At 59.9% G+C, this 19,199-nt stretch carries 20 protein-coding genes; 17 read left to right on the forward strand and 3 right to left on the reverse strand.

Annotated features, from left to right (window positions below; translation table 11 throughout):
- The first annotated feature begins 6 nt into the window (after positions 1-6).
- From catC to AO353_RS23565, 10 genes are all read left to right on the forward strand, one after another.
- Positions 7-297, forward strand: coding sequence for a muconolactone Delta-isomerase (catC, locus tag AO353_RS23520; protein ID WP_054597129.1), 291 nt, complete (start codon positions 7-9; stop codon positions 295-297).
- A 51-nt stretch (positions 298-348) separates the two neighbouring features.
- Positions 349-1,278 (forward strand): catechol 1,2-dioxygenase, encoded by a 930-nt coding sequence (gene catA, locus AO353_RS23525; RefSeq protein WP_054597130.1) that lies wholly within the window; start codon positions 349-351, stop codon positions 1,276-1,278.
- A 154-nt stretch (positions 1,279-1,432) separates the two neighbouring features.
- Positions 1,433-2,389, forward strand: coding sequence for an AraC family transcriptional regulator (locus AO353_RS23530; protein ID WP_054597131.1), 957 nt, complete (start codon positions 1,433-1,435; stop codon positions 2,387-2,389).
- Between the two features lie 218 nt (positions 2,390-2,607).
- A complete protein-coding gene (gene benA, locus AO353_RS23535) occupies positions 2,608-3,972 on the forward strand; it encodes a benzoate 1,2-dioxygenase large subunit (protein WP_054597132.1) in 1,365 nt (454 codons plus the stop codon).
- A complete protein-coding gene (gene benB, locus AO353_RS23540) occupies positions 3,969-4,457 on the forward strand; it encodes a benzoate 1,2-dioxygenase small subunit (RefSeq protein WP_054597133.1) in 489 nt (162 codons plus the stop codon). Before benA ends, benB begins: the two co-directional genes overlap by 4 nt.
- A gap of 10 nt (positions 4,458-4,467) precedes the next feature.
- Complete coding sequence (gene benC, locus AO353_RS23545) at positions 4,468-5,481, forward strand: benzoate 1,2-dioxygenase electron transfer component BenC (RefSeq protein ID WP_054597134.1); 1,014 nt, start codon at positions 4,468-4,470, stop codon at positions 5,479-5,481.
- A 15-nt stretch (positions 5,482-5,496) separates the two neighbouring features.
- A complete protein-coding gene (locus AO353_RS23550; protein WP_054597135.1) occupies positions 5,497-6,270 on the forward strand; it encodes a 1,6-dihydroxycyclohexa-2,4-diene-1-carboxylate dehydrogenase in 774 nt (257 codons plus the stop codon).
- Between the two features lie 119 nt (positions 6,271-6,389).
- Entirely contained in the window at positions 6,390-7,148 is a 759-nt protein-coding gene (dnaQ, locus tag AO353_RS23555) for a DNA polymerase III subunit epsilon (protein WP_054597136.1), read from the forward strand.
- Between the two features lie 334 nt (positions 7,149-7,482).
- Positions 7,483-9,738 (forward strand): Orn/Lys/Arg decarboxylase N-terminal domain-containing protein, encoded by a 2,256-nt coding sequence (locus tag AO353_RS23560; RefSeq protein ID WP_054597137.1) that lies wholly within the window; start codon positions 7,483-7,485, stop codon positions 9,736-9,738.
- A gap of 14 nt (positions 9,739-9,752) precedes the next feature.
- A complete protein-coding gene (locus AO353_RS23565) occupies positions 9,753-10,367 on the forward strand; it encodes a GNAT family N-acetyltransferase (RefSeq protein WP_054597138.1) in 615 nt (204 codons plus the stop codon).
- On the opposite strand, the gene AO353_RS23570 is transcribed toward AO353_RS23565, so the two are convergent.
- The gene (locus AO353_RS23570) at positions 10,333-11,226 is read right to left on the reverse strand and encodes a LysR substrate-binding domain-containing protein (RefSeq protein WP_054597139.1); all 894 of its coding nucleotides are present in this window, start codon (positions 11,224-11,226) and stop codon (positions 10,333-10,335) included. The genes AO353_RS23565 and AO353_RS23570 overlap by 35 nt on opposite strands.
- A gap of 89 nt (positions 11,227-11,315) precedes the next feature.
- On the reverse strand, positions 11,316-11,552 hold the full coding sequence (locus AO353_RS23575) for a hypothetical protein (RefSeq protein WP_054597140.1): 237 nt from the start codon (positions 11,550-11,552) through the stop codon (positions 11,316-11,318).
- 184 nt (positions 11,553-11,736) lie between these two features.
- Here AO353_RS23575 and AO353_RS23580 point away from each other — a divergent pair, with 184 nt between their 5' ends.
- From AO353_RS23580 to AO353_RS23595, 4 genes are all read left to right on the forward strand, one after another.
- On the forward strand, positions 11,737-12,294 hold the full coding sequence (locus tag AO353_RS23580; protein ID WP_054597141.1) for an NADPH-dependent FMN reductase: 558 nt from the start codon (positions 11,737-11,739) through the stop codon (positions 12,292-12,294).
- 98 nt (positions 12,295-12,392) lie between these two features.
- Entirely contained in the window at positions 12,393-13,496 is a 1,104-nt protein-coding gene (locus tag AO353_RS23585) for a DUF2855 family protein (RefSeq protein WP_054597142.1), read from the forward strand.
- Positions 13,497-13,592: 96 nt separating this feature from the next.
- Entirely contained in the window at positions 13,593-13,940 is a 348-nt protein-coding gene (locus AO353_RS23590; protein ID WP_054597143.1) for a metalloregulator ArsR/SmtB family transcription factor, read from the forward strand.
- A gap of 34 nt (positions 13,941-13,974) precedes the next feature.
- Entirely contained in the window at positions 13,975-15,258 is a 1,284-nt protein-coding gene (locus AO353_RS23595) for an arsenic transporter (RefSeq protein WP_054597144.1), read from the forward strand.
- A 138-nt stretch (positions 15,259-15,396) separates the two neighbouring features.
- Here the strand turns inward: AO353_RS23595 and AO353_RS23600 are convergent, their stop codons facing one another.
- The gene (locus tag AO353_RS23600) at positions 15,397-16,347 is read right to left on the reverse strand and encodes a DUF1853 family protein (protein WP_054597145.1); all 951 of its coding nucleotides are present in this window, start codon (positions 16,345-16,347) and stop codon (positions 15,397-15,399) included.
- A gap of 101 nt (positions 16,348-16,448) precedes the next feature.
- Here AO353_RS23600 and AO353_RS23605 point away from each other — a divergent pair, with 101 nt between their 5' ends.
- From AO353_RS23605 to AO353_RS23615, 3 genes are read left to right on the forward strand one after another with little or no spacing between them, the layout of a single operon-like run.
- Positions 16,449-17,339, forward strand: coding sequence for an NAD(+) kinase (locus AO353_RS23605; protein WP_054597146.1), 891 nt, complete (start codon positions 16,449-16,451; stop codon positions 17,337-17,339).
- Positions 17,336-18,310: a metallophosphoesterase gene (locus AO353_RS23610; protein WP_173859957.1), complete on the forward strand. Its 975-nt coding sequence runs from the start codon at positions 17,336-17,338 to the stop codon at positions 18,308-18,310. Before AO353_RS23605 ends, AO353_RS23610 begins: the two co-directional genes overlap by 4 nt.
- Positions 18,307-19,182: a rhomboid family intramembrane serine protease gene (locus tag AO353_RS23615; RefSeq protein ID WP_054597148.1), complete on the forward strand. Its 876-nt coding sequence runs from the start codon at positions 18,307-18,309 to the stop codon at positions 19,180-19,182. The genes AO353_RS23610 and AO353_RS23615 overlap by 4 nt, the downstream gene beginning before the upstream one ends.
- The last annotated feature ends 17 nt before the right edge of the window (positions 19,183-19,199 follow it).

The raw sequence follows: 19,199 nt of genomic DNA on the forward strand, positions 1-19,199 counted from the left end.
AACAGCATGTTGTTTCACGTAAAGATGACCGTGAACCTGCCGGTCGATATGGACCCGGAGCGCGCCGCTCGGCTCAAGTCCGACGAAAAGGCCCTGGCCCAGCGCCTGCAACAGCAGGGCAAGTGGCGCCATTTGTGGCGCATCGCCGGGCTTTACGCCAACTACAGCGTGTTCGATGTCGACAGCGTGCAGGAATTGCACGACCTGTTGATGCAACTGCCGCTTTACCCCTACATGGCTATCGAAGTGAACGCGATGTGCAGGCATCCTTCCTCTATTCATGAGGATGATCGCTGAGCCGTTGCCTGCCAGTTCTGTACTCTAATAAATACAAGATGAGGATTAATCATGAACGCCAAAATTTCCCACACTGCCAGCGCCCAGAAGTTTCTCGAAGAAGCCAGTGGCCTGCTCAACGACGCTGGCAACCCGCGCGCCAAAGCGCTGATCTACCGCATCCTGCGTGACTCGGTGAACATCATCGAAGACCTCGAAGTGACCCCGGAAGAGTTCTGGAAAGCCGTCAACTACCTGAACGAACTGGGCGCGCGCCAAGAGGCGGGCCTGTTGGTTGCCGGCTTGGGCCTGGAACACTACCTCGACCTGTTGATGGATGCCGAAGACGCGCAGGCCGGTAAAACCGGTGGCACCCCGCGCACCATCGAAGGCCCGCTGTATGTCGCCGGTGCACCGCTGTCCAACGGCGAAGCACGGCTGGACGACGGCGTTGATCCGGGCGTGGTGCTGTTCATGCAGGGCCAGGTCAAGAATACCGATGGCAAGCCGCTGGCCGGCGCCGTGGTGGATGTCTGGCACGCCAATACCGGCGGCACCTATTCGTACTTCGATGGCAGCCAGTCCGAGTTCAACCTGCGTCGCCGAATCGTCACCGATGCCGAGGGTCGCTATCGCTTCCGCAGCATCGTGCCGTCGGGCTACGGTTGCCCACCGGACGGTCCGACCCAGCAGCTGCTTGATCAATTGGGTCGTCATGGCCAGCGCCCGGCGCACATCCACTTCTTCATTTCGGCGGATGACCATCGCCACCTGACCACCCAGATCAACCTGGACGGTGACAAGTACCTGCACGACGATTTTGCCTACGCCACCCGCGACGAACTGATCGCCAAAATCACCTTCAGTGACGATCAGCAGCGTGCACGTGAGCATGGTGTCAGCGGCCGCTTTGCCGAGATCGAATTCGATTTCACCCTGCAGTCGTCTGCGCAACCAGAAGAGCAACACCGTCACGAGCGAGTGCGCGCACTGGAAGACTGATCAGCGCTGGCCCAGGCCACGGGATAACAGACCGTTTATCTCGTGGCCTTCCGCTTTGCGGCGGCTCGCATAGAATGGTCAGGCCCGATTTTCCGGGGTGCGTGCCCAAGAGCACCCGCACCGCAGCCGATAATCACAACCAGAGTGAGCGGTTATGCAAGCGCATCTATTGAGTGAGCGCAGCAGAGTGTTTGAGCAGGCCGATCCCTATGCGGTGTCGGGCTACGTCAATCAGCACGTGGGGAACCATTGCATCCGCTTGCCCGGAAGTGGCAGCCCTCAGGCCAGTCTCAATCACAGCAAATTCGCCAGTCTCGACCTGTGCCGAATCAGCTATGGCGGCAGTGTTCGGGTGACTTCGCCGGCGCTCGAAACCATCTATCACCTGCAAGTGCTGCTACGCGGAAACTGCCTGTGGCGTGGTCATCGGCAGGAACACTACTTTGCGCCCGGTGAGCTGTTGTTGATCAATCCGGACGATCCGGTGGACCTGACGTATTCCGACGACTGCGAAAAATTCATCGTGAAAATGCCCGCCAGCCTGCTGGAGTCGGTGTGCCAGGAGCAACGCTGGTTGCACCCGGGGCAGGGCGTGCGGTTTCTCGAGAACCGCTACCAGCTGGATGAGCTTGAAGGTTTCGTCAATCTGCTGGGCATGGTTTGCCAGGAGGCTGAAGCGACCGAGCGCATGCCGCGTGTTCAGGAACATTACGCGCAGATTGTCGTGAGCAAGATGCTCAGCCTGATGAAAACCAACGTCAGGCGCCTCGGTCTCGGTTCGCAGTCAGCGAACTTCGAGTTGATCGCCGACTACATCGAACGCAACCTCAAGCAGGACATTTGCAGCGAAGAACTGGCGCGTCAGGCACAGATGAGCCTGCGTTCGTTGTATGGCTTGTTCGAGCGCAATGCGGCGACCACCCCGAAAAACTATATCCGGCAGAAGAAGCTCGAGCGGGTCAACGCCTGTCTCAGCGACCCGACCTGCACAGTACGTAACGTGACCGAACTGGCCATGGATTACGGCTTCCTGCACCTGGGACGATTCTCCGAAAGCTACCGCAAGCAGTTCGGCGAATTGCCGTCGGACACCCTCAAGCGCCGTCACTGATACATAACCTGTAGGAGCAAGGCTTGCCCGCGATGGCGTCCGAGAGATCGCCATCGCGGGCAAGCCTTGCTCCTACGAAAAGCGCTCCGTACTCGGCCTGAACTGTTGATCGTTTCCTTTGCACAAAACGGATAAAGGTCTGCACCCAGCGGATATTGCCCAGTAGTCGCCCGGCCTAGCATGAGCCTGCCTGAATAAAAACAATGGAGGCGGCGGCCATGTCCCTGCGACCCGAATACCTTCACTCCCTGCTTGAAGAAGACAAAGACCAGGGCATCTACCGCTGCAAGCGGGAGATGTTTACCGACCCACGCTTGTTCGATCTCGAGATGCAGCACATCTTCGAAGGCAACTGGCTGTACCTCGCCCACGAGAGCCAGATTCCGAACAAGAATGATTTCTACACCACCACCATGGGCCGGCAGTCGATCTTCATTGCGCGCAACAAGGACGGCGAGCTCAACGCGTTCATCAACGCCTGCAGCCACCGTGGCGCGATGCTCTGCCGACACAAGACCGGCAACAAGTCTTCCTACACCTGCCCGTTTCACGGCTGGACCTTCAACAACTCCGGCAAGCTGCTCAAGGTCAAGGACCCGGCGGCGGCCGGCTACCCGGCGAGCTTCAACTGCGAAGGCTCCCACGACCTGACCAAAGTCGCGCGCTTCGAATCCTATCGTGGCTTCCTGTTCGGCAGCCTCAAGGCCGATGTGGTGCCGCTGGTCGAGCACCTGGGCGAGTCGGCGAAGATCATCGACATGATCGTCGATCAGTCCGCCGATGGCCTTGAAGTACTGCGTGGATCATCCAGCTATATCTACGAAGGCAACTGGAAACTCACTGCCGAGAACGGTGCCGACGGCTATCACGTCAGTTCCGTGCACTGGAACTATGCCGCCACCCAGAACCAGCGCAAGCAGCGCGAATGCGGTGACGAGAACCCGACCATGAGCGCCGGCACCTGGGCCAAGCAAGGCGGTGGTTTCTACTCCTTCGACAAGGGCCACATGCTGCTTTGGACCCGTTGGTCGAACCCGGAAGACCGGCCACTGTACGAGCGCCGTGACGAACTGGCCAAGGACTTTGGCCAGGCCCGCGCCGACTGGATGATCGAGAACTCGCGCAACCTCTGCCTGTACCCCAACGTGTACCTGATGGATCAGTTCAGTTCACAGATCCGCATCGCCCGGCCGATCTCGGTCAACCGCACCGAAATCACCATTTATTGCATCGCTCCCAAAGGCGAAAGCGACAGCGCGCGTTCAAGCCGGATTCGTCAGTACGAAGACTTTTTCAACGTCAGCGGCATGGCCACTCCGGACGACCTCGAAGAGTTCCGCTCCTGCCAGACCGGCTACCAGGGCAGCGTCACCACCTGGAACGACATGTCCCGTGGCGCCGAGCACTGGGTTGAAGGTGCCGATGAGGCGGCCAAGGAGATCGACCTGCACCCGTTGCTCAGCGGTGTGCGCACCGAAGACGAAGGCCTGTTTGTGCTGCAACACAAGTACTGGCAGGAAACCATGCTCAAGGCCTTGAGCGAAGAACAGTCGGAATTGATCAAGGTGGAGGCGCTGTCATGAGCATCACTTACGACGCCGTGCGCGATTTTCTCTACCGCGAAGCGCGCTACCTCGATGACAAAGAGTGGGACAACTGGCTGGAACTGTATGCCGCCGATGCGTCCTTCTGGATGCCGTCCTGGGACGACAACGACGAGTTGACCGAGGACCCGCAACGGGAAATCTCGCTGATCTGGTACGGCAACCGCACGGGCCTGGAAGACCGCATCTTCCGGATCAAGACCGAGCGTTCCAGTGCCAGCGTGCCGGACACTCGGACCTCGCACAACATCAGCAACATCGAGCTGCTCGAACAGGCCGACGGGCTGTGCAAGGTGCGCTTCAACTGGCACACCCTGAGCTTTCGCTACAAGACCGTCGACAGCTATTTCGGCAGCAGCTTCTACACCCTCGACGTGCGCGGCGACAGCCCGCTGATCAAGGCCAAGAAAGTGATCCTGAAGAACGATTACGTTCGTCAGGTCATCGATGTCTACCACCTGTGAGGCAGCCGTCATGACTCATTCCATCGCACTCAATTTTGAAGACGGTGTCACCCGTTTCGTTGACGCCAATCCCGGCGAAACCGTAGCCGACGCCGCATATCGCCAGGGCATCAACATCCCTCTGGATTGCCGCGACGGCGCCTGCGGCACCTGCAAATGCTTTGCCGAGGCTGGGCGTTACGATCTGGGCGAGGAATACATCGAAGACGCCCTGAGCAGCGACGAGGCCGAAAAAGGCTTTGTGCTGACCTGCCAGATGCGCGCTCTCAGCGACTGCGTGGTGCGCGTGCCGGTGTCATCGGACGTCTGCCGCACGCAAAAGGCCCACTACAGCGCGGCCATCAGCCAGGTGCGTCAGCTGTCCGACAGCACGATTGCGCTGTCGATCAAGGGTGAAGCCCTGAGCAAACTGGCGTTCCTGCCGGGGCAATACGTCAACCTGGGCATTCCCGGCAGTGAGCAGACTCGTGCCTATTCGTTCAGCTCGTTGCAACGTGACGGTGAAGTCAGCTTCCTGATCCGCAATGTGCCCGGCGGGTTGATGAGCAGCTTCCTCACCGGTATCGCCAAGGCCGGTGACAGCATGAGCCTGGCCGGGCCGTTGGGCAGCTTTTACCTGCGCGACATTCAGCGTCCGTTGTTGTTGCTGGCCGGCGGCACGGGGCTGGCGCCGTTCACCGCCATGCTGGAGAAAATTGCCGAGCAGGGCAGTGAGTATCCGTTGCACTTGATCTACGGCGTGACCAACGACTTTGACCTGGTGGAACTGGACCGGCTGCAAGCCTTGGCCGCACGGATCCCGAACTTCAGTTTCAGCGCCTGCGTGGCCAACCCGCAAAGCGCGCACCCGCTCAAGGGTTATGTGACCCAGCACATCGAGCCCAAACACTTGAACGACGGTGATGTCGACGTCTACCTCTGCGGCCCGCCGCCGATGGTTGAGGCCGTGAGCCAGTTCATCCGGGAGCAGGGTGTTTCACCGAAAAATTTCTACTACGAAAAATTCGCGGCCAGTGCTGCGTAAGCGCGGGAGGGTTTGATGAACAGATATCATGAAAAAGTCGCGCTGATTACCGGCGCGGCCCAAGGGATTGGCCGCCGCGTCGCCGAGCGTATGGCCGCCGAAGGTGCGCGGCTGATTCTGGTCGACCGTTCCGAACTGGTGTTTGAGCTGCAAGAGCAGCTGGGTCAAACCAGTGAAGTGCTGATCCTCACCGCCGACCTCGAACAGTACGCCGAGTGCCATCGCGTGATGACGGCGGCCATCGAGCGTTTCGGCCGTCTGGATATATTGGTCAACAATGTCGGCGGGACCATCTGGGCCAAGCCTTTCGAGCATTACGAAGAGCATCAGATCGAAGCGGAAGTCCGCCGTTCGCTGTTTCCGACACTGTGGTGCTGCCATGCCGCATTGCCGTTCATGCTGGAGCAGGGCAGCGGCGCCATCGTCAACGTGTCATCGGTTGCCACGCGCGGGGTCAATCGTGTGCCTTACGGCGCAGCCAAGGGCGGGGTCAATGCGCTCACCGCGTGCCTGGCGTTTGAAACCGCCGAGCGGGGCGTGCGGGTCAATGCCACCGCGCCGGGCGGCACCGAAGCGCCACCACGGCGGATTCCGCGCAACAGTGCCGAGCAGAGCCCGCAGGAGAAGGTCTGGTATCAGCAGATTGTCGATCAAACCGTCGACAGCAGCCTGATGAAACGCTACGGCACGATTGACGAGCAAGTCGGGGCGATCCTGTTTCTGGCCTCTGACGACGCGGCTTACATCACCGGGCTGGTGATGCCGGTTGGCGGCGGTGATCAGGGCTGAGCCGCGCAGGTTTCGAGCCGATACCCGACGGGACAACTGCCGGGTATCGGCGGCACTTTCAAGCTCTGTGTTAACATCGCCGCCTTATGCAAAACGGCACGAAGAGGGGTTGAAAGAAGATGGCTCAGAGGATGGTGGTGCTCGACACCGAAACCACCGGTATGCCGGTGACCGACGGCCACCGGATTATCGAGATCGGTTGCGTCGAGTTGATCGGTCGACGCCTGACGGGCCGGCATTTCCACGTTTATTTGCAACCAGACCGGGAAAGTGACGAGGGCGCGATTGGCGTCCACGGCATCACCAACGAGTTTCTGGTAGGCAAGCCGCGTTTTGCTGAAGTGGCCGATGAGTTCTTCGAGTTCATCAAGGGCGCGCAACTGATCATCCATAACGCGGCGTTCGACGTTGGCTTCATCAACAACGAATTCGCGCTGATGGGCCAGCAGGATCGGGCGGATATCACCCAGCATTGCTCGATCCTCGATACCCTGATGATGGCGCGTGAGCGTCACCCGGGGCAGCGCAACAGCCTCGATGCCTTGTGCAAACGCTATGGCGTCGACAACTCCGGCCGTGAGCTGCACGGCGCCTTGCTCGACTCCGAGATTCTTGCTGACGTTTACCTGACCATGACCGGCGGCCAGACCAGTCTGTCGCTGGCCGGTAACGCGACTGACGGCAACGGTTCGGGCGAAGGCTCGGGCAATCAGGCGAGCGAGATCCGTCGTCTACCAGCGGATCGCACGCCGGCACGGATTATCCGCGCCAGTGAAGCGGAGCTGGCCGAGCACGCCTCGCGCCTTGAAGTGATCGCCAAGTCTGCCGGTGCCCCGGCGCTCTGGACCCAACTGGCCGAGGCTGAGGCACAAGCATAACCACCAAGCGTGAATGGGTCTGCCTCCTGTGGCGAGGGAGCTTGCTCCCGCTGGGTCGCGAAGCGACCCTAAAATCAGGCACCGCGAGTACCCAGATGGAATGCGATTGCCGGATTACGACCGCTTCGCGGCCGAGCGGGAGCAAGCTCCCTCGCCACAAGGTATGTGCTCGGCGAGTTTTTCCTTAACTGACGGGCGTCAGGGCAAGTCCCCTCGCCACAGTATCGGATGGGGCGTGACCTGTTTTGGGGCATCCGCTCGCCACACGGGCCGCAACCCTCTACCCTGAGTGTATTGGCAGACTACGGTCTGCTGCCTCAGGACGCCGAGCCCCATGTATAAAGACTTGAAGTTCCCGGTCCTAATTGTTCACCGCGACATCAAGGCCGATACGGTCGCCGGTGATCGCGTGCGCGGCATCGCCACGGAGCTTTCACAGGAAGGTTTCAGCGTCCTTTCGGCGGTGGATTACACCGAAGGCCGACTGGTCGCTTCGACTCACCACGGCCTCGCGTGCATGTTGATTGCCGCCGAAGGCGCCGGGGAAAACATCCACCTTTTACAGAACATGGCCGAATTGATTCGTGTGGCCCGCGCCCGTGCGCCGAATTTGCCGATCTTCGCCCTGGGCGAGCAAGTCACCCTGGAAAACGCCCCGGCCGATGCCATGAGCGAACTGAACCAGTTGCGCGGCATCCTTTATTTGTTCGAAGACACCGTGCCGTTTCTGGCGCGCCAGGTCGCCCGGGCGGCGCGCAGCTACCTCGATGGCTTGCTGCCACCGTTTTTCAAGGCCTTGGTGCAACACACCGCCGACTCCAACTACTCCTGGCACACCCCAGGGCATGGTGGGGGTGTGGCTTATCACAAAAGCCCGGTAGGGCAGGCGTTCCACCAGTTTTTTGGGGAAAATACCCTGCGTTCGGACCTGTCGGTCTCGGTGCCGGAACTCGGCTCGTTGCTCGACCACACCGGGCCATTGGCGGAAGCCGAGGCCCGTGCCGCACGTAATTTTGGCGCCGATCACACGTTTTTCGTGATCAATGGCACCTCGACGGCCAACAAGATTGTCTGGCAAGCCATGGTCGCGCGTGACGACCTGGTGCTGGTGGACCGCAACTGCCACAAATCGGTGTTGCACTCGATCATCATGACCGGGGCGATCCCTTTGTACCTGTGTCCGGAGCGCAATGAACTGGGGATCATCGGGCCGATTCCACTGAGCGAATTCAGCCGTGAATCGATCCAGGCCAAGATCGATGCGAGCCCGTTGACCAAGGGCCGAACGCCCAAGGTCAAGCTGGCGGTGGTGACCAACTCGACGTACGACGGCCTCTGTTACAACGCCGAGCTGATCAAGCAAACATTGGGCAACAGCGTCGAAGTCTTGCACTTCGACGAAGCCTGGTACGCCTATGCGGCGTTTCACGAGTTCTTTGCCGGGCGTTATGGCATGGGCACTTCGCGCACTGACGACAGCCCGCTGGTGTTCACCACCCATTCCACCCACAAACTGCTGGCGGCCTTCAGCCAGGCGTCGATGATCCACGTGCAGGATGGCGGCGCTCGGCAACTGGACCGCGACCGTTTCAATGAAGCGTTCATGATGCACATCTCCACCTCGCCGCAATACAGCATCATCGCCTCGCTGGACGTGGCGTCGGCGATGATGGAAGGCCCGGCCGGCCGTTCGCTGTTGCAGGAAATGTTCGATGAAGCCCTGAGTTTTCGCCGGGCACTGGCTAACCTGCGCCAGCACATCGCCACCGACGACTGGTGGTTCTCGATCTGGCAGCCACCGCTGGTGGAGGGTATAGACAAGGTCACCACCTCCGACTGGCTGTTGCAGCCCGAAGCCGACTGGCACGGCTTTGGCGACATTGCCGAAGATTACGTGCTGCTGGACCCGATCAAAGTGACGCTGGTGATGCCCGGCCTGACGGCCGGCGGCGCGCTGAGCGAGCGGGGGATTCCGGCGGCAGTGGTCAGCAAGTTCCTCTGGGAGCGCGGGCTGGTGGTTGAAAAAACCGGTCTGTATTCATTCCTGGTGCTGTTTTCCATGGGCATTACCAAGGGTAAATGGAGCACCTTGCTCACCGAGTTGCTCGAATTCAAACGCAGCTACGACGCCAACGTCAGCCTGGCGACGTGCCTGCCGTGTGTCGCGCAACGAGACGTGGCGCGTTACCAGGGCATGGGGCTGCGCGACCTGTGTGATCAATTGCACGCCTGCTACCGCAGCAATGCCACCGCCAAGCACCTTAAACGGATGTACACGGTACTCCCGGAAATCGCGATGAAACCGGCCGACGCCTACGATCAATTGGTCCGTGGCGAGGTCGAGGCGGTGTCAATCGACAATTTGCAGGGGCGAATCGCTGCGGTAATGCTGGTGCCATATCCGCCGGGGATTCCGCTGATCATGCCCGGCGAACGTTTTACCGAGTCGACGCGCTCGATCATCGATTACCTGGCGTTTGCCCGCACATTCAACAGCAGCTTCCCGGGCTTTGTCGCCGATGTGCACGGCCTGCAGCATGAAGACGAGGGCAATGGGCGGTGTTACACCGTCGATTGCATAAAAATTTGAGGACTTTTCCGAGTATGCAGCCGGTCATCAATCCCAAGTATCCGGGTTTAGCGGTACGTGTCGCCGATCAGGGATTCGCTGCGTATATCTGGGGCAGTGACTTCAGTTTTGAGGTCCGGGCCTACGCGGCCGCAGAGCTCGATAAGCCGGTGGATCAGTGGTCGCTGGAAACCATCACGCCCTACCGCAAGTGTTATGGCATCGACCCGGAGGAGTTCGCCAGTTACCGGAACGCGGTCGACAGTGCGATTTTCATGGCGTTTCTCGACGATCACCCGGTGGGGCACATCGTGATCAGCACTAACTGGAACGGCTTTGCCCATATCGACGAGCTGGCAGTGCACGCCCCGGCGCGTCGCCACGGGGTGGCCAAGGCGTTGCTGGATGTCGCGCAGTTCTGGAGCCGCAAGAAGAAGCTGCCGGGCATCATGCTGGAAACCCAGAATAACAACCTGGGAGCCTGTCGGCTGTACGAGCGTTGCGGCTATGTCATGGGTGGCATCGATCACCTGCGTTATCGTGGCATCGATCCGCAAACCGCAGAGGTGGCGTTGTTCTGGTATCGGCTGTTCGATAATCCGTTGGAAAGTCCGATCAGCTCGCCAGCATCGCCTCGGCTTGTTCCTTGATAATCTCCAGTAACGCCTGGGTCGCAGGCGCTATCTCGGCATTGTTCAGGGTCAAGGCGTAAAGACTGATCGGGACGGCCGGCGAGACGGGGCAAACGTCCAGTCCGCTGGCCTTGGCGCCGATCGCAGTAAACGGATCGACAACGGCCAGGCCTTCGCCGGCCTCGACCATGCTGCGCATCATCTGATGGGTCTGAACCCGGGTTTGCACCACCGGTGCCGGGCGCAAGGCCTGCAGTTTGCTCTCGAACATCACGCTGAGCGGGTCGTGACCTTCCAGCCCGACCATCGACTGGCCGGCCAGGTCCTGCACGGAAATGTATTTTTGCTTGGGTTGCAGCCAGCCATGAGGCGCCAGGAGCTGGAGTTTGCCTTGGGCAATGATCTGGCACTGAATGTCGGGGTGGTCAGGATCGTGCAGGCTCAAGCCGAGATCGCTTTCACGCAGCAGCAGGCTTCTGACGATGTCACGCGTGGGTTGGCTGAGCAGCGAGCAGGGCGCATCTGGAAAACGTCGACGCAGGGTGGCAATGCCCTGTGGCAACAAGTGCTGCGCCAAGGGGGGCGTGCAAATGATCCGCAACGGCGGCGCCAGGTATTGTTTTAGGCTGTTGGCCAGCCGCTGCAGCGGTTCGAGCGCTTCGTAGACGTGGGCAATCTCGACCTGCAACTCCCGCGCCTCACGGGTAGCCTGCAATCGCCCGCGTACGCTGGCAAACAGCATGAAGCCGAGTTGATCCTCGGCCTCGCGCAAAATCCCCTCGACCCCGGCCACCGGCAGTTGCAGCATCTCGGCAGCGGTGCCCAGATGACCGGTTTGCAGGAGCGCCTGGATCACTTCGATATGACGTAAACGCATGCGTGAAGTCCATGTTCAGCAGGTGAGGGGGGTCAGTGACTGAATCCTAACCCAAGTCCGTGCCTATGACTTCAGCTCATAACGGAGGCTTATGAGGCGACGCTTGATTCAGGCTCGCGGGTGATGGTAACGCCCGATTGAACCAATACAAATTCGTTGTCATCGAGTTTGTTGATGCGATCGCCAATCGCCAGTTTATAGGTGGTGACAGGCGCAAGGCCGGCGATACCGTCCTGCGACGGGGTGGATTCCTGGAACTCATGCACTGAATAAACACGGCCTTCCGCGTCTCTTGCATGGAATTGTCCGACGAGTACTGCTGCCATCTGCTTAGAACCTCTGGAGATAAGTCACTCAATTTGCGGTTCTGTAGACCGTCGATAAGCTTGGTAAGTTTTCCTACAGGAAAAAAATAGTATTTAACCGCTATTCCGCGACACGGAGCACGTTAAGTGCTGCCGAATCATCTATAACTACAGGCTCCTTTAGCCAGATAGTCGGGAATTCCCAATGAGCAAGGTCTATACGATTGCTGTCCTGGTTGGCAGCTTGAGAAAACAGTCGATCAACCGCAAAGTCGCGCTGGCGCTGGCTGAACTGGCTCCGGCAAACCTCAGGCTGAACATCGTCGAGATTGGCGACCTGCCGCTCTACAACGAAGACATCGACGTAACACCGCCGGCAGCCTACAGCACTTTCCGTCAACAGGTGAGCTCATCCGACGCGGTGCTGTTCGTGACACCGGAATATAACCGCTCGGTGCCTGCCCCCCTGAAGAACGCCATCGATGTCGGTTCCCGGCCTTATGGCAAGAGTGTCTGGGGCGGTAAGCCGGGTGCGGTGATCAGCGCATCCCCCGGCGCTATTGGTGGTTTCGGTGCTAACCATCACTTGCGTCAATCCATGGTGTTTCTCAATGTGCCTTGCATGCAGCAACCGGAAGCCTACCTGAGCAACGCCGGTACGGCGTTCGACGAGTCGGGGAAGGTGTCCGAGTCGGTCCGGCCGTTTTTGCAGAGTTTCATCAACGCCTATGCCGAGTGGGTCGAGCAATTTAAAAAGGATTGATCGATCGGGGGCCAGTGCTGCGCTAAGGAAGCGCTGGCCCGTCGACTGATGATCGAACCATTGGATAGTGGACAGCGACACGACAGGGAGTCTGAACGATGCAAAGCCAAGGCACGGTCACACGGTTGATAACCCGTAAAAACGCCATCGCCGAGAGTCGTATCGAGCGTGAGCAGCGCAGCCTGATTCCGTCGGTTGGTGACGTGATTCTGAAGATTGATCGCTGCGCGCTGACCAGCAATAACATTACCTACGCAGCCTATGGCGACTTGATGCATTACTGGGAGTTTTTCCCGACCGGGCAAGCGGAATGGGGCCATATCCCGGCCTGGGGTTTTGCCGATGTGCTTGCCTGCGCAGTCGAAGGCATTGCGGTCGGGGAGCGCTTTTACGGGTACTTTCCACTGGCCAGCCATCTCTGGGTGCATCCAGAGCGGGTGACCGAGCGCGGTTTTCATGACGCCGCCCCGCACCGTCAAACACTGAATTCGGTTTACAACCAGTACACCCGTTGCAGTTGGGATCGGTACTACATCCCTGCGAATGAAAACCTGCAAATGCTGCTTAACCCGCTGTTTTTGACGTCATTGATGTTGGCGGATTTCCTACAGGACAATCAGTTCTTCGGTGCCACCCGTGTGGTGTTCTCCAGCGCTTCGAGCAAAACCGCTTTCGGCACTGCCATTTGCCTGGAGGACCAGTCGAATCTGGAGCGAGTGGCGCTGACATCGACCGGGAACCAGGCGTTTGTTGAACAACTCGGGTGTTACGAGCGCACGCTCGGGTACGCCGAGTTGGCGTCGTTGCCCGCTGACCGTCCGACCTTGTACGTGGATTTCTCTGGCCGTCTGGATTTACGCAATCAGGTGCATCAGCATTTCGCCGGGCAATTGGTTTACAGCTGCGCTGTAGGTTCGACCCAGAACACGGATGAGGCGCAACTGAACGCTATAACAGGGCCGCAGCCGGCGTTTTTCTTTGCACCGATCCAGATTCGCAAACGCAACGCCGAATGGGGATCGCAGCGGCTTATCGAGTACATCGGTGAGGGCGGGCAGAAGTTTTATCGGCGAGTGATGGCACCGGCCAATCCATTGCTCAGGGTGGTGGAGAGTGATGGGCTTGAAGCGGCACAAACGGTGATTTCGCGGCTGTTTCATGGGCAGATCGCGCCGATCGAGGGACATGTGATCCGTTTGTAAGGCTCTACGGGTTGCGTGCAATGTGGTTTATTCGCTTTACCCTATATTCGAAATTCCATATATTCGCGCTTCGTTTGTTCAGGCGCATTCACTTCCATGTCCGATCCCTGCAATCCCGTCGATGTGTTCAAGGCGTTGGCCGACGACACCCGCAGTCGTATCGCTTTGCTCATCGCCAAAGAGGGTGAGCTGTGCGTGTGCGAGCTGACGGCGGCGCTGGACCTGAGCCAGCCGAAAATCTCCCGTCACCTGGCGCAATTGCGCAGCCATGGATTGCTGGCGGACCGTCGTCAGGGGCAATGGGTGTTTTATCGCCTGCACCCGCAATTATCCCCGTGGGTCATGACGTTGTTGCACGGCGCGCTGGCAGCCAACGGTGCATGGCTTGGCGCTGATGTCGCGCGACTACAGGCGATGGGCGACCGTCCGGTCCGTTGCTGCTGATTCTCCCCCTCCTTCTTCTTCAAGGCTGTTTCGCATGCTCGTAGCGTCGTTGATTTTCCTCCAGACCATTACCCTGGTGATCTGGCAACCCAAAGGCCTCGGCGTCGGCTGGAGTGCGGTGCTGGGCGCCGTCTTGGCGTTACTCTGCGGGGTGGTCCAGGTCAGCGACATTCCGCTGGTATGGGACATCATCTGGAACGCCACCGGGACGTTTGTGGCGCTGATCATCATCAGCCTGCTGCTGGATGAAGCGGGTTTCTTTGCCTGGGCGGCGTTGCACGTGGCTCGCTGGGGGCACGGTAACGGGCGCAAGCTATTCGCTTACATGATTTTGCTCGGGGCGCTGGTATCGGCGCTGTTCGCCAATGATGGCGCGGCGTTGATCCTCACGCCCATCGTCATTTCGATGCTGCTGGCCTTGCGATTTTCTCCGGCGGCGACACTGGCGTTCGTGATGGGCGCCGGGTTTATCGCCGATACCGCGAGCCTGCCGCTGGTGGTGTCGAACCTGGTGAACATAGTCTCCGCGGACTTCTTCCACATTGGGTTCAACCGTTATGCGGCGGTCATGGTGCCGGTCAACCTGGTGGCCGTCGCGGCGACGCTGGCGGTGTTGCTGTGGTTCTTCCGACGGGACGTTCCTGCCGATTACGACCTGGAACAACTGGAAGACCCGAAGACCGCGATTCGCGACAAGCCAACGTTCATTGCCGGTTGGTGTGTGCTGGTGATTTTGCTGCTTGGCTGTTTTGCCCTGGAGCCGTTGGGGATTCCCATCAGCGCGATCTCGGCGGTATGCGCGGCATTGCTGTTGGCGATTGCCGCCCGTGGGCACAAGATTTCCACGCGCAAGGTGATGAAAGAAGCACCGTGGCATATCGTGATTTTCTCCTTGGGCATGTACCTGGTGGTTTACGGCTTGCGTAATGCCGGGTTGACCACGTACCTGGCCGGCTGGCTGGACGTGTTCGCGGACTACGGCGTGTGGGGGGCCGCCATGGGCACCGGGCTGCTGACCGCGCTGTTGTCGTCGATGATGAATAACCTGCCGACGGTGCTGATCGGTGCGTTGTCGATCGATGCCAGCCAGGCTACCGGGGTGGTGAAAGAGGCAATGATCTACGCCAACGTGATCGGCAGCGACCTGGGGCCGAAAATCACCCCGATCGGTAGCCTGGCGACCTTGCTTTGGTTGCACGTGCTGGCGCGCAAGAATATTCAGATTGGTTGGGGGTATTACTTCAAGGTCGGGATCGTGCTGACGGTGCCGGTGTTGCTGGTGACCCTGGCGGCGTTGGCGTTGCGCCTGTCCATCTAAATAGCTTCCTGCAGGAGCACGGCTTGCCGGCGATGGTGTCCTTGAGATCGCCATCGCGAGCAAGCTTTGCTCCTACAGGGTTAGGGTCCAGTGTGTGGGAGCCTGCTCGCGATGGGGCCGGACCAGACGCCACAAGGCTCAACCCTGGCCCGGCACGTTCGGCCACAGATCCGCCACCAGAAACAGCCGCTCGGCTTCTTCCCAGTCACCGTCGACGTTTTCAGTCAGGCGTACCAGCAACTGCGCAGGTGCCTGAGGGTCGAGCCCGCTCAGCCAGGTCTCCAGTTGCGTGCGCTCCCAGGTGTGCTCGGCAAGATAATGGGCGGGCGCGAGCCAGGCGTGCCGTGGCAAGGGTTGCCAGCGACCGGGCGGGCTCTGGGCGATAAAGTGTGCCCAGTCTCGCTGATGCAGCCAGCGTCCTTTGAGGTGTTGCGGATGGGCACAGTCGGGTGACTGGGTTTTGCCGGGCCATGGGTACAGCAGATAACCACCCAGCCACAAGTGTGCGCTGAACCCCAGGATATCCAGCGCGGCCAACGCATCGCGGCTTTCGGAGCGCGCGGAGATCGGCAGTTGATGGTGGGTCAGGTGCGCCAGCTTGCGGTCCAGTCGGTCATGGCAGCCCGGTCCGAGCCACTGGGCAGTGTCGTGGCCTTCGCCGTTCTGGGGGCCCAGATACAATTTGATCGCCAATTCCAGGTGATGCACGCCGTCGCGGTCACGCAGCAGCATGTCCAGCTCGCCCAGCGTATGGCCGTCGCGGCGGATCGGCAGGTTGGCGGCAATCAACTCGACGCCCGGCGCGTGCTGCACGGCAAACTGCCAGAGGCGTTCGTAATACAGGCCCAGGCGACGAGTCGGGCCGAGCGCCAGCCAGCGCTGCAGCTCGCGGCTGTCCTGATCGAGCTGAAGCAACCAGTGTTGCAGTCGTTCGGGGGCTTGTACCCAGTCGCTGCCGGCCAGTGGATGGCGTTGTGGCCAGGGTGTTTCGCAGAGCATCGGTGGCGCGAGGATGACCCAGGCCAGGTCGCGCACTTCGGGATGGCGCAACTGACGAGGTAAAGCCAGCAAGTCAGGAAATAAGGTCATCTTGCGAGCATAGCGCTTTGGTTCGCGGCTGAAAGGATTTTGTCTGCGGCGCGCTTTCGCCCATAATCGTGTTTTTCGCCGTCGTAGACCCTCGGAGTCCCATGGAGCAATTTCGTAATATCGGCATCATCGGTCGCCTGGGCAGTTCGCAGGTGCTGGATACCGTTCGCCGACTGAAAAGATTCCTGCTTGACCGGCACTTGCACGTGATTCTCGAGGACACCATCGCCGAAGTCCTGCCAGGCCATGGCCTGCAAACCTCATCGCGCAAGATGCTCGGCGAAGTCTGTGACATGGTGATTGTGGTGGGCGGTGACGGCAGCCTGCTGGGCGCCGCTCGGGCATTGGCACGGCACAATATTCCGGTGCTGGGGATCAACCGTGGCAACCTGGGCTTTCTGACCGACATCCGCCCGGATGAGCTGGAAGTCAAAGTCGCCGAAGTGCTCGACGGGCACTATCTGGTCGAAAACCGCTTCCTGTTGCAGGCCGAAGTTCGCCGTCACGCCGAGGCCATCGGCCAGGGCGATGCGCTGAACGACGTGGTGCTGCACCCGGGCAAGTCGACGCGGATGATCGAGTTCGAGTTGTACATCGACGGCCAGTTCGTTTGCAGTCAAAAAGCCGACGGCCTGATCGTCGCCACACCTACAGGTTCCACGGCCTATGCGCTCTCGGCGGGCGGCCCGATCATGCATCCCAAGCTCGATGCCATTGTGATTGTGCCAATGTACCCCCATACCTTGTCAGGAAGGCCGATTGTGGTCGATGGCAATAGCGAGCTGAAAATCGTCGTGTCGAAGGATATGCAGATTTACCCGCAAGTCTCCTGTGACGGGCAGAACCACTTCACCTGCGCCCCCGGTGACACCATCACTGTGAGCAAGAAGGCGCAGAAACTGCGGTTGATTCATCCGCTGGACCATAACTACTACGAAGTCTGCCGGACCAAGCTGGGCTGGGGCAGCCGGTTGGGCGCTGGAGGCGACTGATGCTCGATCCCGCGCGTAGCTACGACCTGATCGGTGACGTGCACGGTTGCGCTCATACCCTTGAGCATTTGCTGGACCGACTCGGGTATCACAAGCAAGCCGGCGTCTGGCGCCATCCGTCACGCATGGCCGTGTTTCTCGGTGACATCATCGACCGCGGCCCGCGGATTCGCGAAGCGCTGCACATCGTTCACGACATGGTCGAGGCCGGTCAGGCGCTGTGCATCATGGGCAACCATGAATTCAACGCACTCGGCTGGAGCACGCCGGCGCCGCCCGGCAGCGGTAAGCAGTATGTGCGTGAACACACGCCTCGGCATGCGCGCCTGCTCGACGAAACCCTGACTCAATTTGCCGATCACCCGGCGGACTGGCACGACTTTCTTGCCTGGTTCTACGAGATGCCACTGTTCGTCGACGCCGGACGCTTCCGGGTCGTCCACGCCTGCTGGGACGGTGGCCTGATCGACGTGCTGCGTGCGCAGTATGCCGATGGCTGCATCGATGAACACTTCGTCCAGGCGGCGGCGGTTTCCGGCAGTTTCGCCTGCATGGCTTTCGACCGCTTGCTGCGCGGCACCGACATGCGCCTGCCGCACGGCTTGACCATGACCAGCGGCGACGGTCTGACGCGTTCGTTCTTCCGCACCAAGTTCTGGGAAGACAACCCGCAAACCTATGGCGATATTGTGTTCCAGCCAGATGCCTTGCCCGAGTCCGTGGCTCGCACGCCGCTGTCGCCGGTAGAAAAAGATAACCTGTTGCGCTACGGCATCGACGAACCGCTGTTGTTTGTCGGGCACTACTGGCGTAGCGGCAAACCGGCGCCGATCCGCCCGAACCTGGCCTGCCTGGATTACAGCGCGGTGTTGTACGGCAAGCTGGTTGCCTATCGGCTGGATCAGGAAACCCGTCTCGATCCACACAAGTTTGTCTGGGTCGATGTTGACCGGCCAGAGGTATTGCGATGAGTGTTGTGGCTGTTTTACGTCTGCCGCTGGCGGTGGACCTGAGTGGTTTTGTCAAATTGCTGCAACGCATGCACGTGCCGCATCGGGTCAGCGAAGAAGCCGGTGAACAGGTGCTGTGGGTGCCGGACGCGATCAGCGAAGACGTGCGCTCGCTGTACGAACGGTTTCCTGCGGGCGATCCCGAGCATCAACTGGATATCCCGGCTGCACAAGCGAATATCCAGCGTCCAGGGTTCGTCGAGCAACTGCGCCACAGCCCGGTGACGGCGCTGATTCTGCTGCTGAGCATGATCGTCGGCGCGGTGACATTGCTCGGCGAGAACCTCGACACGATGCGCTGGCTGACGTTCCTCGATTTTCGGGTGGTGGGCGAGTACATCCACTTCACGCCGTTGGCCGACAGTCTGGCAGCGGGGCAGTGGTGGCGTCTGGTGACGCCAATGCTGATTCACTTCGGCGTTCTCCACCTGGCCATGAACGGCATGTGGTACTGGGAGCTGGGGCGGCGTATCGAGTCGCGTCAGGGCAGTGTCAACCTGCTGGGGCTGACGTTGCTGTTCAGCCTGGTGTCGAACTACGCCCAATATTATTACGGCGGCGCGACCTTGTTCGGCGGCCTGTCCGGGGTGCTTTACGGCCTGCTCGGGCATTGCTGGATCTACCAGTTGCTGTCGCCGAACCCGGCATATCGCCTGCCTCGCGGGGTATTGGTGATGATGCTGGTGTGGTTGCTGCTGTGTATGTCGGGGCTGATCTCGATGATCGGTTTCGGCGAAATTGCCAATGCGGCGCACGTCGGCGGGTTACTCGTCGGATGCCTCACCGGTTTGTTGGGCGGCTTGTACAGTCGCCGTAGACTCTCTGTCCAATAAACTGCCGTCTAAATTGT

It is taken from the genome of Pseudomonas fluorescens (assembly GCF_001307155.1).
GTDB classification, from domain to species: domain Bacteria; phylum Pseudomonadota; class Gammaproteobacteria; order Pseudomonadales; family Pseudomonadaceae; genus Aquipseudomonas; species Aquipseudomonas helvetica.